The 13,315-nt window shown below is 45.5% G+C and carries 8 protein-coding genes; 6 read left to right on the top strand and 2 right to left on the bottom strand.

The features are described 5' to 3' along the window. Positions 1-50 precede the first annotated feature (50 nt). Positions 51-1,823, bottom strand: coding sequence for an aspartate--tRNA ligase (gene aspS, locus BCT49_RS07845; RefSeq protein ID WP_017111038.1), 1,773 nt, complete (start codon positions 1,821-1,823; stop codon positions 51-53). Between the two features lie 316 nt (positions 1,824-2,139). Between aspS and BCT49_RS07840 the strand changes: the two genes are divergently transcribed. The 6 genes from BCT49_RS07840 (at position 2,140) to BCT49_RS07815 (ending at position 8,582) form a co-directional block, all read left to right on the top strand. Beyond that, complete coding sequence (locus BCT49_RS07840) at positions 2,140-3,024, top strand: DUF72 domain-containing protein (protein WP_102434897.1); 885 nt, start codon at positions 2,140-2,142, stop codon at positions 3,022-3,024. 139 nt (positions 3,025-3,163) lie between these two features. Continuing rightward, positions 3,164-3,892: a carboxy-S-adenosyl-L-methionine synthase CmoA gene (cmoA, locus tag BCT49_RS07835; protein ID WP_102434774.1), complete on the top strand. Its 729-nt coding sequence runs from the start codon at positions 3,164-3,166 to the stop codon at positions 3,890-3,892. Positions 3,893-4,074: 182 nt separating this feature from the next. Next, positions 4,075-5,046, top strand: a complete 972-nt coding sequence (gene cmoB, locus BCT49_RS07830; RefSeq protein WP_102434773.1) for a tRNA 5-methoxyuridine(34)/uridine 5-oxyacetic acid(34) synthase CmoB — start codon at positions 4,075-4,077, stop codon at positions 5,044-5,046. A gap of 288 nt (positions 5,047-5,334) precedes the next feature. Then, positions 5,335-6,075, top strand: a complete 741-nt coding sequence (locus BCT49_RS07825; RefSeq protein WP_102361408.1) for an ATP-dependent zinc protease family protein — start codon at positions 5,335-5,337, stop codon at positions 6,073-6,075. Positions 6,076-6,092: 17 nt separating this feature from the next. Then, positions 6,093-7,598, top strand: a complete 1,506-nt coding sequence (locus tag BCT49_RS07820) for an inactive transglutaminase family protein (RefSeq protein ID WP_102434772.1) — start codon at positions 6,093-6,095, stop codon at positions 7,596-7,598. A 3-nt stretch (positions 7,599-7,601) separates the two neighbouring features. Then, positions 7,602-8,582, top strand: coding sequence for an alpha-L-glutamate ligase-like protein (locus BCT49_RS07815; RefSeq protein WP_102434771.1), 981 nt, complete (start codon positions 7,602-7,604; stop codon positions 8,580-8,582). Between the two features lie 154 nt (positions 8,583-8,736). On the opposite strand, the gene fdhF is transcribed toward BCT49_RS07815, so the two are convergent. Continuing rightward, positions 8,737-12,966: a formate dehydrogenase subunit alpha gene (gene fdhF / locus BCT49_RS07810; protein ID WP_102434896.1), complete on the bottom strand. Its 4,230-nt coding sequence runs from the start codon at positions 12,964-12,966 to the stop codon at positions 8,737-8,739. Positions 12,967-13,315: the final 349 nt, after the last annotated feature.

Genomic DNA, 13,315 nt, shown 5'->3' with positions numbered 1-13,315 from the left:
CTCTATCGAAAACTCACTGCTTGATTAGAAAGTTGAGCTTAATCGTTTGATTAGTCTTCTTTCTTCGCTAAGTTAACAGCGATTGCTAGCTCTTCCAGTGATGCTGGGTTTGCTAAGCTTGGCGCGTCTGTTAATAGACATGCTGCAGCTGTTGTTTTCGGGAATGCGATAACGTCACGGATGTTCTCTGTACCACAAAGAAGCATCGCTAAACGGTCAAGACCGAATGCTAGACCTGCGTGCGGTGGCGTACCGTACTTAAGTGCTTCAAGTAGGAAACCGAACTTCTCTTGTTGTTCTTTAGCTTCGATACCTAGAATACCGAATACAGCCGTTTGCATTTCTGCGCTGTGGATACGTACAGAACCGCCGCCTACTTCGTAGCCGTTGATTACCATGTCGTATGCATCAGAGTTAGCTGCAGCTGGATTTGCTTTTAGCTCTTCCGCGCTTACACCAAGTGGTGATGTGAATGGGTGGTGCATTGCGTGAAGGTTGCCTTCGCCATCTTCTTCGAACATAGGGAAATCAATAACCCAAAGTGGAGCCCACGCTTTCTTGTCTGTTAGCTCTAAGTCATCACCTAGCTTGATACGAAGTGCGCCCATTGCTTCAGCAACAATGTTCGCTTTATCTGCACCAAATAGGATGATATCGCCAGATTCAGCTTGAGTGCGCTCAAGAAGACCGTTGATTACGTCTTCGTTTAGGAACTTAGCAACTGGAGATTGGATACCTTCCATGCCAGCAGCACGGTCGTTAACCTTCATCCAAGCTAGACCTTTCGCGCCGTAGATACCTACGTGCTCTGCGTAACCGTCGATTTGCTTACGAGTTAGCTTAGCGCCACCCGGTACACGGATTACGGCTACGCGACCTTTTTCGTCGTTCGCAGGACCAGAGAATACTTTGAACTCAACATCTTTCAGTAAGTCAGCAACGTCTACTAGTTCTAGTGGGTTACGTAGATCTGGCTTATCAGAACCGAAACGACGAATCGCTTCAGAGAATGGCATTACTGGGAATTGACCCAGTTCAACATCTAGAAGCTCTTTCCACATATCGTGAACCAGCTTTTCAGTGATGTTACGTACTTCTTGAGAAGACAGGAATGATGTTTCGATATCGATCTGAGTAAATTCAGGCTGACGGTCAGCACGTAAATCTTCATCACGGAAACATTTAACGATTTGGTAGTAACGGTCAAAACCAGACATCATCAGCAGTTGCTTGAACAGCTGAGGAGATTGAGGAAGTGCGTAGAAGCTACCTTTATGAACACGGCTTGGTACTAGGTAGTCACGAGCGCCTTCAGGTGTCGCTTTAGTTAGTACTGGTGTTTCGATGTCTAGGAATAGGTTCTCGTCTAGGAAACGACGAACGAAGCTAGAAGCACGTGCACGAAGCTTAATACGATCACTCATTTCTGGACGACGAAGATCGATGTAACGGTACTTAAGACGCTGTTCTTCAGAGTTCGTTTGGTTGAAATCCAGTGGAAGCGCTTCTGAACGGTTGATGATCTCAAGGCCAGTTGCGTAAAGCTCAACTTCACCCGTCGCCATATCTTTATTTACTTGGCTGTCAGGACGAACACGTACTTCACCAGTAAATTTGATACAGAATTCATTACGCAGTTGGTTAGCGATCGGGAAGATATCTTTCATATCTGGATCGACAACAACCTGAACGACGCCTTCACGATCTCGCATATCGATAAAGATAAGACCGCCTAAATCACGGCGACGGTTTACCCAGCCGCACAATTCTACAGTTTGTCCCGCCAGGGACTTGTTCAGGTTACCACAGTAATGGGTACGCATAATGAATTTCCCAATCTCTTAATTATTTACTAGTTTCCAAGCTGTCAGTGGTCATTCCACACAACAGAGCAAAGGAACATTTATACGCGGAAACTCGCTTAAAATCGACCTTCCACATTCGAATTTATTGTGTTTTATCTGGCTTTGCTGCTTTTTAGCCCATCAAGTGCGCAAAGATTCATCAAAACCGAAAAAATTGCGCTAATTATATCTCGAAAGTACCTTAATCGGCAAAAGTCTCGTACAGTAGTTTTTCGTTTCAACTTAAAAACGTTTTGTGATGACTAATGGCGTAACGACTAACGGTGTAATGACGATGGAAACTTTACCTTTAAGACTTGGATTAACAATGTGGTCTCATTCTGAGTGGCAAAGTCAGTTCTATGGTAAAGGAACAAAACCTGCTGAGCGCTTGGAAAAGTACACCCAAGTTTTTCATACCGTCGAAGGCAACACGACTTTCTATGCGACACCCAGTGTCTCAACGGTCAATAACTGGAAAGCCGCGAGTCACGATGATTTTAAGTTTACGTTTAAGCTGCCTAAGTTCATCACCCACCAGCAGCACTTAAAACATTGCCAAGCCGAACTCAAAGAATTTCTGCTCACCATGTCGCCCCTACACAGACGCATTGGTCAGTGGACGATTCAATTACCCCATAGCTTCGAACCCAGCATGCTCCCTGCACTACAAAAATTTTGTACCTTGTTTCCAAAAGACATGCAGCTTGGCGTTGAAGTTCGTCACCTTGGGTTCTTTGATAAAGGCGATGCCGAAAAACGTTTCAATCATTGGTTAATAGAAGAAGGGATCAATCGCATCATTATGGATAGTCGCCCTGTTTTCTCCGCACCACCAACCACAGAAGCGGTGATCGACGCACACCAAAAGAAACCACGTGTGCCGGTTCATGCTATTGCGACGGCAAACAATCCGATGGTTCGCTTTATTGGGCATCCAGACCAGGAACCCAATCTCGCATTCTTTAAACCTTGGTTCGCGAAATTACCAACTTGGTTAAATGAAGGAAAACAACCTTATTTAATGATCCACACCCCAGACAATAATCACGCACCTGAGTTGGCGATTGCTATCTATAAGCAATTACAGACGCAAGTTGCTGAACACACACAGATAACCTTGCCTAATTTAGCAGAGTTTCCTGCTCAAAAAGGTGACCATCAAATCTCGATGTTTTGATAGTAAACAACCACTAACACGCGTTCACTTTCATCAATCTCAGTTTTCGTGACACAAGCGATTTTTTTACGTAAAATACGTCCCCTTTTATTTGGTACGAATTCTGTGCCGATTACGCTGACTGTCGAGAGAGAATGCAATGAGCAACAAAGACAATATCTTTTCCGCTCCCATTGATAAAATTGGTGATTTCACCTTTGACGCAAGGGTTGCTGAAGTATTTCCAGATATGATTCAACGCTCGGTTCCTGGATATAGCAATATCATCTCTGCTATTGGCATGTTGGCTGAACGCTTCGTAAAACCACACTCAAACATCTACGACTTGGGTTGCTCTCTTGGCGCCGCTACATTGTCGATGCGCCGCCACATCCAGCAAGAAGGCTGTACGATTTTTGCTGTCGATAATTCGGAAGCCATGGTTGAACGCTGTAAGCTGCATGTAAACGCCTACCGAAGCGATACGCCAGTCGAAGTCATCGAAGCTGATATCCGTGAAATCGAGATCAAAGACGCTTCAGTTGTTGTGTTGAACTTCACCTTACAGTTCTTATCACCAGACGACCGCTACGCGCTGCTTGAAAAGATCCATGCTGGATTGCGTCCGGGTGGCATTTTGATTCTGTCTGAAAAGTTTGTGTTCGAAGATAAAAGTTCAAATGAACTGCTTATCGATCTGCACCATGATTTCAAGCGTGCAAACGGATACAGCGAGCTTGAAGTCAGCCAGAAACGCAGTGCTATCGAAAATGTGATGCGTCCAGACTCGATTCCAGTTCATAAGCAGCGTTTTGAAAAGATTGGCTTCTCAAGTAGCGAAGTGTGGTTCCAATGCTTCAACTTCGGTTCGATGTTCGCGATTAAATAGCGCACATAACCAATCAGCTCGCACTAAAACGTCATCCTCAAGAGCGAGGAACGAGCGAGTTGGGGATCTCTATCAAGTACGATAAACCGAGATTCCCTATCATGTTCGTCCCTCACTGTAGGGAATGACAAATTTAATTTTTATTTTAGGGTTTATTGATCCTATTAACTCAGTGAAAAACTATGTTTAATTTTGCCAATTTTTATCAACTCATTGCCCAAGACACTCGCCTACAGCCGTGGCTCAATGTTCTCCCTCAACAGCTGACGGATTGGCAAAATGCAGAGCACGGTGACTTTGACCGTTGGTTACGTGCACTGAATAAGATCCCGCAAGGCGTGCCTGATCAAGTTGATTTAAAGAACTCTGTGACTATCGGCAGCAGCACACCATTTCAAACAGGTGAACTTAAAAAGCTAGAGAGCTTATTAAAGACGTTCCACCCTTGGCGTAAAGGTCCTTATACCGTTCATGACATTCATATCGATACAGAATGGCGCAGCGACTGGAAATGGGACCGTGTACTTCCACATATCTCACCGCTTAAAAACCGTTCAGTACTCGATGTAGGTTGCGGTAATGGCTACCACATGTGGCGTATGTTAGGTGAAGGTGCTCGTTTGACCGTCGGTATCGACCCGTCTCACCTTTTCCTTGTTCAGTTTGAAGCTATCCGTAAACTGATGGGCGATGACCAACGCGCTCACCTTTTACCTTTAGGTATTGAACAGCTGCCAAAACTGGAAGCTTACGACACTGTATTCAGCATGGGTGTGCTTTACCACCGCCGTTCACCGCTCGATCATTTGATCCAATTGAAAGACCAATTGTTATCTGGTGGCGAGCTGGTGCTTGAGACGTTAGTGATTGAAGGTGACGAAAACGCTGTTCTTGTGCCTGTTGACCGCTACGCGCAAATGAGAAACGTGTACTTCTTCCCATCTGCTCGCGCATTGAAACGCTGGCTTGAACAAGTTGGCTTTGAAGACGTTCGAATCGTTGATGAAAATGTTACGACGGTTGGCGAACAACGCACAACAGAATGGATGACACATAACTCTTTGCCAGATTACTTAGACCCGAACGATCCAAGTAAAACAGTTGAAGGTCACCCAGCGCCAAGACGTGCTGTTCTTGTGGCGACAAAACCGTAAATTCATTGTCCGTAAGCTATTGTTCTGGTGACCACCGAATAATAGCTTTTAGTAGCAATGAAGCCATCACATCTGTCGCAGTAAACTTTGACTTAAAAGCGCGTAAATTGAACAAAAATTGACTTATGTTTAATAAGTGAGCTATTTCAATTGGCGATAACTGGCGCAGCGCTCACATTGCGATTCAATATGACCAGACTCTTACATTAGGATGCTTCACGCATCCTTTTTTGTAGGCTAAACTTCTAAATAGTCTGAACTATTCTCTAATTTCCAAAGGTTTTTTTTATGTTTAAGCGATTATCGCCAATTGTGGCGGTTGGTTTGCTCTCTGGCTGTACCCTCACCAACGGTGCGGCCTACCACCAAGAAACTCTCGACGCTATTGCCCGCTCAGAGACAAACATCGCAAATAAGGTTCAAAACCTTGAACTGCAAGTCAGTAATCAAAGTGATTATATAGAAAGCTTAGAAGACGAAATCATCACCCTTTCTAGCCAATTAGATGTTCACCTAACGAGCATGGAACACAAAGTTATTGAACAGCTAGAGGAAGAAGAACCTGTAGCAGTAGCAACCCCACCTATCGCTCCTACATCACAACCGACCATCCTTGGCGGAATCGAAAAAGTATCCATTGATTCTATCAACCAAAGCTTTGATGCGCGTGTTGATACCGGCGCAACAACCTCTTCTTTAAACGCTGTAGACATCAAAGAATTCGAGCGTAACGGTAAAGACTGGGTGAAGTTCCACTTAGCAGATAAAGCACAATCACCAGAAGACCAGAAATGGATTGAAGCACCTGTTGTACGTTTTGTGAAAATCCGCCAATCAACCAATGATCAGACAGAACGTAGAGCTGTGATTGAATTATGGGTGAAAGTTGGAAAAATCCATGAAAAAGCGCAATTTACATTGGCGGATCGCTCTCAAATGAGTCACCCTGTATTACTAGGGCGCGAATTTATCAAAGACATAGCGCTAGTAGATGTAAGTAAAAAATACGTACAAACGGAAGTTAAATAACAATAGTAGGGTAAGCTATGACGTCAAGAATTCCATTTTATATCTCAATTTTCCTGCTCATCGTAGCAGGTATAACACTGAGTATGTTCAGACATACAACCTACGGTGTACCCTGGACTCCAGGCGAAACTAATCAGGTTTGGGACATTGAAGCTCGTATCGAATTCAATGCAGTGGGCAAAGAAGCAAAAGTTTCACTAGCCGCACCTCACACACAGTCTAACTTTACACTTATCGGCGAGTCAGCGTCATCACCAGGCTACGGCATTTCATACTTGAACACAGATTCAGGTCGCCGTGCTGAGTGGTCAATTCGTCACGCAGATGGCCCGCAGACTATCTACTACAAGACACAGTTCTTAGTCGATAGCCAAGCGAACGTTACCTCAACACCTCCAGAAGGTGAAGTGGCTCAACCAAGCTTTGACGGCCCGGAAGAAGCTGCAGCTCTTGCTTTGATTGACAGAGCAACCAAGCGTTCAGCAGACAACATCACCTTTACTCGTGAGTTAATCAAAACGCTTAACGATCCAGACAGCCAAAACTCAGCGCTGATTCTGAATAACATGACCAAAGTGGAAGCGACACACAAGCTACTTTCTGCCGCTAAAATCCACAACAAAGTCGTCGGTGTTATTGAACTGGAAGACGGACGTCGTCGCCAATCAATCCAACACATGAACCAAATTTGGGATAATAACCAGTGGGTTCTATTCTCCCCTGAATCTAGCGAGCAACAAGTTCAACCAAACCTACTCATCTGGGACGAATCAAATGTCTCTCTATTAGATGTAGTGGGTGGCCAGAACAGTAAAGTTCACTTCTCGATGATTGCTCAGGAAATCTCACCAACAGAAGCAACCAGCAGTAAAGTCTCTGCCGACCAACTGTTGAACCTGTCGATCCACAGCCTACCGTTAGAAGAGCAAGCGATGTTTAAAACCATCATGCTGATTCCAATTGGTGCGCTTATCGTTGTGTTCCTGCGAGTTATCATCGGTCTTAAGACTTCTGGTACGTTCATGCCCGTTCTGATTGCCGTGGCATTCGTTCAAACGCAGTTGGTGACAGGTATTGTAGGCTTCCTACTGATTGTTGGTACTGGTCTTGTAATTCGAAGTTACTTATCCAAACTCAACCTCTTGCTCGTGGCCAGGATATCCGCCGTAATTATTACGGTAATTATGATTATCTCGATATTTACTGTAGTCGCATTTAAAATCGGACTCACCGAAGGCCTATCGATTACGTTCTTCCCAATGATTATCTTGTCTTGGACTATCGAACGTATGTCTATCCTTTGGGAAGAAGAAGGCGCGAAAGAAGTTGTACTACAAGGTGGCGGCTCACTATTTACCGCGGTACTTGTTTACTTAGGTATGACTAACCCGTTCATTCAACACTTAACGTTCAACTTTATTGGTTTGCAGCTTGTTATTCTAGCGACCATCTTGCTACTAGGTAACTACACAGGCTACCGCCTAACCGAGCTTCGTCGCTTTAAACCGCTAGCGGAGGACTAAGTTATGTTTGATCAATTTACTTCACCGTTTAAGTTGAAAGACAAAGGCATAATGGGAATGAACAAGCGTAACCATAGTTATATTGGTCGCTATAATGATCGTTCCAAGTATCCACTCGTTGATGACAAGCTTAAGACTAAGATTATTGCTGAACAGGCTGGTGCAACCGTACCAAAATTGATTGGCGTAATTGGTCACCAAGCTGAAGTAAAAACAATCCATAAAATGGTTAAAGAGTGGCCTGGCTTTGTGATTAAGCCAGCGCAAGGAAGTGGCGGTAAAGGCATCCTTGTCGTGATCTCTCATAAAGATGGGGTTTACACCAAACCATCGGGTTCAACCATTAACGAAGAAGACGTAGAGCGTCACATCAGTAACGCTCTAGCCGGTCTTTTCTCACTAGGTGGTAAGAACGACGTAGCTGTAGTTGAAAACCTCATCAAGTTTGATGAGTGTTTCGAAGGCTTCAGTTACGAAGGCGTGCCAGATGTACGAATCATCGTATTTAAAGGCTACCCTGTGATGGCGATGATGCGTCTTTCTACTTCAGCTTCTGACGGCAAGGCAAACTTGCACCAAGGTGCTGTGGGTGTCGGTATTTGCATCGCGACCGGAAAAGCCGTTCGTGCAGTTCAGTTTGACCAACCAGTAACTCACCACCCAGATACAGGGAAAGAGTTAGCCGCACTTCAAGTGCCGCATTGGGAAAAACTGCTGACTCTTGCATCAAGCGCTTGGGAAATGACAGGTCTTGGCTACATGGGTACCGACATGGTTTTGGACCAAGAAGAAGGCCCTATGGTACTGGAGCTTAATGCTCGTCCTGGATTAGCAATACAGATTGCGAACGGCGCAGGTTTATTACCTCGCTTGCATCATATTGAAAATCTAGGCACACCTGCTGAATACCCAAAAGCTGCAGAGCGCGTTGCCTACGCGGCTAAGCAATTTGGTGTTCACGGTAGCGAGATTGTACCGAGCTAAACTAAATGAAGAGCTAGTTAAGTTAAGAGCTAGCCAAGTGAAGCTTAGTGACTGAGTAAGTAATTCGATACCTAATCGAGTTCAATAGAAAAGCCGCATAACTCTGAGAGTTACGCGGCTTTTTAATATCTGAAGTTTAAGTTAGCGTATTAAGCTAGGCCTCTGTTGCTTCAATTTCGGGCTTGCGGATTGGGTCAATACGCACAGCCGCTACCTTAAACTCTGGGATCTTGGCATGCGGATCCGTCGCTGTCGTCGTCAAGCGGTTCACCGGAGATTCGACAAAATGGAATGGAATAAACACCACACCCTTTTGCATTCGTTTCGTGATAAAAGCAGCAATTTCAATTTCACCACGTCGTGTCGATACCTTTAACATTTGACCATTCGAGATCCCTAACGCTTCAGCATCATGAACACTGACCATTGCACGCGGACCAGCTAAGTTATCTAACCCTTTTGTCTTACGAGTCATGGTACCGGTATGGAACTGCTCCAGCACACGACCCGTCGTTAGCACTAATGGGTATTCTGAATCTGGCAGCTCCGCCGCGTATCGAAACGGGATTGCTTCCATTTGACCACGCCCGCGAGTGAATTGGGTCTGGTGCATGATGCGAGTGCCGTCAGGGTTGTTCTTATTGCTCGGCCACTGGACACCATTCACGGTAATATTCTCCCAACGTAAACCACCATATTGCGGAGTTACTCTAGCTATCTCATTGGTGATATCGGCAACGGTGTTGTAGTCCCAACCGCCGCCCATTGCGTTGGCGAGCATCTGAATAATCACCCAATCTTCTTTCGCTTCACCGGGAGGATTAACCGCAGGATTAATACGTTGAACACGGCGTTCAGTATTAGTGAAGTGGCCAGACTTTTCAGCAAACGAGCAAGATGGTAGAACCACATCAGCATACTGTGCCGTTTCGGTTAAGAAAATATCTTGAACCACTAGGAAATCCAACGCTTCAAGTCCTTCAATCACGTGCGCTTGGTTTGGATCACTGAGCACTGGATTTTCGCCCATCACGTATAAACCACGTACGTCACGGTGACACGCCGCATCGATAATCTCAGTGAGCGTAAAACCCGTTTCAGCAGGCAAATCGTAAACGCCCCACTCCATCGCAAACTTTTGACGAACCATTGGGTTATACACTTTCTGATAACCCGGTAGATTGTTTGGCAACGCGCCCATGTCACATGCGCCCTGAACATTGGATTGACCACGTAATGGGTTGATACCGCCACCTTCAATACCAATATTGCCGCACAAGAGTTGCAGATTAGCAATCGAGCGAACATTGTCGTGCCCTGTGGTGTGTTGCGTTATACCCATTGAGTAATACACAGCTGTGCGTTCTGCGGTGCCAATCAAACGCGCCATCGCGAAGATGTCTTCTGCTTTCACACCTGTCACCAATTCCACTTTATCTAATGAATAGCTTGGTGACATCACCTCTTGCAACAAGGTATCAAAGCCATCAACTCGATCTTCAATGTACTCTTGATCATACCAACCGTGCTTGATGATCTGTTGCATCACACCATTGATCAACATTACGTCAGTACCCGGTCGGTGCGCTAAATAGAGTTCCGCATGATCGGCGATATCGATCCTTTTTGGATCGGCGACAATAAGACGAGCACCACCATGCCTCACCGCTTGCTTGATGTGCGAACCAATAATTGGGTGCGCCGAAGTGGTATCTGATCCAATAATAAAGATCACATCTGAGTGCTTGATACTCGGAATATCATTGGTCATCGCTCCACTGCCCAGAGAAGCTTCAAGCCCAGTTACGGTTGAAGCGTGGCAAAGGCGAGCACAATGGTCGACGTTATTGGTTCCAAGCTCACGGCGGATGAATTTTTGGAAAGCATAGTTGTCTTCGTTGGTGGTTTTCGCCGAAGAGAAACCCGCTAGAGCATTACTGCCAAAGCCTTGTTTAATAGCAGTAAATTTATCAGCGATCAATTTAATCGCTTCATCCCAACTTGCGGGTTGTAGCCAGCCATCTTTGCGGATTAATGGTGTGGTTAGCCGCGCATCGCTGCCGACAAAGTCGAAACCAAATCGCCCTTTCACACACAACATCCCTTCATTGACCGGAGAGTCCCCGCCCTCGATATAACGGATTTTGTTCTTCGCCTCATCAACGTGCATGGTGAGCTTGCAACCCACTCCACAATAGGTGCAGATGGTGTCGACTTTCTTGAGTGTATCTGTGTCGCCTTGCTTTTTGTCTCTCGCATCGACCATCGCGCCCGTCGGACACGCCTGAACACATGAGCCACATTGAACACAGTTAGAATCGCCCATTAAGGTCTTATCGGCCCCAAAGTTAGGACGACACTCAGGCCGTGACGCAGGCTTACCATCGGATTGATTCATGAAGCTTAAAACGCCATGTACATTCTGTTCGCGACACGCTTGGATACACTGACCGCAACTGATGCAGCGATTGGCATCAAAAATGATGAATTCAGAACTGTCATCAACCGCGAATTTTTGTCTGGTTAAACCGACCTTAGTTTCTTCAGCGCGAATCGCTTGCCAACTGTCGTTAGAAGCCACATCGATTTTGTATTCTGGATGCGTTTGCGTAGCCTTGTATTCAGTCGAATAATCTCGTAGGTCGCAATCGGTATTAGCTTGGCAGCCACACTCTAAACATCTTGCCGCTTCAGCTATCGCGTCGGCATTATCAAAGCCAGTTTCTACTTCGTCAAAACTTTGCTCGCGTTGCTTTGGGGTGAGTTCTGGCATGATCTTACGAGCCATTCGCTGTATCGATTTGTATTGTTCTGGATCAACGGCTTTTAGCTGCTTTTGCTTTCTTGAATTGAAAGGCTTAACAGGGATCTGATTCATGTCACCATTAAAGAATCGGTCGATCGCTTGCGCAGCAATTCGGCCATCCCCAACAGCTTCAACAGCGGTTGCTGGACCACGTCGGAAATCGCCAATACTGAAGATATTACCTGTTCCCGTGTGCATGGTTTGTGGGTCCGCGCCAGCCGTATTCCAACGCGTTAACGGAATTTCTAGTGACTCATTGTCCATAAAGCTCAGATCAGGCTTTTGCGACACGGCAGCAATCACGGTATCGAAATCCTCAACAAAAAACTCACCCGTAGGTTTCGGGCTTCGTCGACCAGAAGCATCTGCAGGACCAAGTGCCATGCGCTCTAATCGGATTTCAGATACATGACCATTGTCATCCGCGATATTTTCAGCAGGGTTAGTCAAGAAATGGAATTTGACGCCTTCGTGTTCAGCTTCTTCGATTTCGTAATCTTCAGCCGGCATCTCGTCTCGTGTACGTCGATAAATTAGCGTGGTATCAGCACCATCACGAACTGCGGTTCGAGCGCAATCAATCGCGGTATTACCACCGCCGATCACTGCGACTTTTTTACCCGTGATGTATTGTTTATCGGTGACATAGTCTTTTAGGTAATCGACGCCAAGGTAACAACCTGCTAAATCGCTGCCTGTGTAATTCATTTCGACCGCTTGTGATGCACCAACCGCTAAACAAACCGCATCGAAGTCGTTGCTTAAATCAGACAATGTAAAATCAACGCCCAACTTTTTATCACACTCGACAGACATCCCGTTACGACACATTAACTCGATTTCTTTGTCTAGAATCGACTTAGGCAAACGGTATTCAGGGATACCGTAACGTAGCCAACCACCAGCCTTAGGCATCGATTCATACACACTGACATCGTAACCCTCATTCGACAGGTAATAGCCAGCAGTCAGGCCACCAGGTCCACTACCGACAATCGCAATGCTCTTACCTTTGTTAGGCTTCTTTGTAGGCATATAGCTTTCTTGAGCGGCTAAATCTGCGTCGGCAGCATGTCGTTTCAGTTGGCGAATAGCAATAGAATCATCCACTAGGTTTCGGCGACATTCTGTTTCACAAAAGGCAGGACAAACACGTCCAATGGAAAGCGGCATCGGCAATGTCTGCTTGATTACCTCGATGGCTTTAATATGGTCATTCTGAGCGATATGGTGCAGGTAAGATTGAATATCAACACCAGCAGGACAAGCGGTTTGGCATGGTGCTTCACAATCCGCGTAATGGTCTGTCATGATCCGATTCAACGCTTCTTGTCGATGTGTCGTTAACTGTTTTGATTGAGTAGTGATATTCAATCCATTAGACACTTCCAGTTCACAAGAACGGGTCATCCCCACGCCATCGACCTCGACCACACACAGGTCGCACGGTACTTTATCCGCTGTTTTATTCAAACCACATAACGATGGAATCTCTAAACCACATGTTTTGGCTGCCTCAAGAACGGTTTGCCCTTGTTCAACGATTCGAAATTTTCCATCAATGACGATTTGAATCATAGTTTGTCCTACCTTCCAGTTTGCGTAACAGTCACGCTCAAAAATAATGATTGGCACAGCAATGCAATGCAATGACACCACTGCCATTCATTACCATACATTAATTGTGGTTTTGTGCGTGTGACCTCAAACAAGTTCCATTGATAATAACCATAAGGTATGAGTGGTCTTATCAGTGGCTATGAGTGGATTGGACGGAGAGTTTGAATGCAGAGAGTTAGATTCGAGATACAAAAAAGCCCCTAATGATTAGGGGCTTTGAATAAATATCATTGAGTCGCTTTCGATCTTATTGCTCAGTTATCAAGCTTATTGCTCGGCTATCAAGGCTATAACTCAGCTATCAAGG

Origin of the sequence: Vibrio lentus, from assembly GCF_002875945.1 — a bacterium.
In the GTDB taxonomy this organism is placed as follows: domain Bacteria; phylum Pseudomonadota; class Gammaproteobacteria; order Enterobacterales; family Vibrionaceae; genus Vibrio; species Vibrio apostichopi.
Note: the sequence above shows the minus strand (reverse complement) of the source record. Positions and strands in the feature narration are given on the sequence as shown.

Coding starts and splice junctions, on each gene's coding strand:
- aspS (WP_017111038.1), bottom strand. CDS start 1,823: ATGCGTACCCATTACTGTGGTAACCTGAACAAGTCCCTGGCGGGACAA.
- BCT49_RS07840 (WP_102434897.1), top strand. CDS start 2,140: ATGGAAACTTTACCTTTAAGACTTGGATTAACAATGTGGTCTCATTCT.
- cmoA (WP_102434774.1), top strand. CDS start 3,164: ATGAGCAACAAAGACAATATCTTTTCCGCTCCCATTGATAAAATTGGT.
- cmoB (WP_102434773.1), top strand. CDS start 4,075: ATGTTTAATTTTGCCAATTTTTATCAACTCATTGCCCAAGACACTCGC.
- BCT49_RS07825 (WP_102361408.1), top strand. CDS start 5,335: ATGTTTAAGCGATTATCGCCAATTGTGGCGGTTGGTTTGCTCTCTGGC.
- BCT49_RS07820 (WP_102434772.1), top strand. CDS start 6,093: ATGACGTCAAGAATTCCATTTTATATCTCAATTTTCCTGCTCATCGTA.
- BCT49_RS07815 (WP_102434771.1), top strand. CDS start 7,602: ATGTTTGATCAATTTACTTCACCGTTTAAGTTGAAAGACAAAGGCATA.
- fdhF (WP_102434896.1), bottom strand. CDS start 12,966: ATGATTCAAATCGTCATTGATGGAAAATTTCGAATCGTTGAACAAGGG.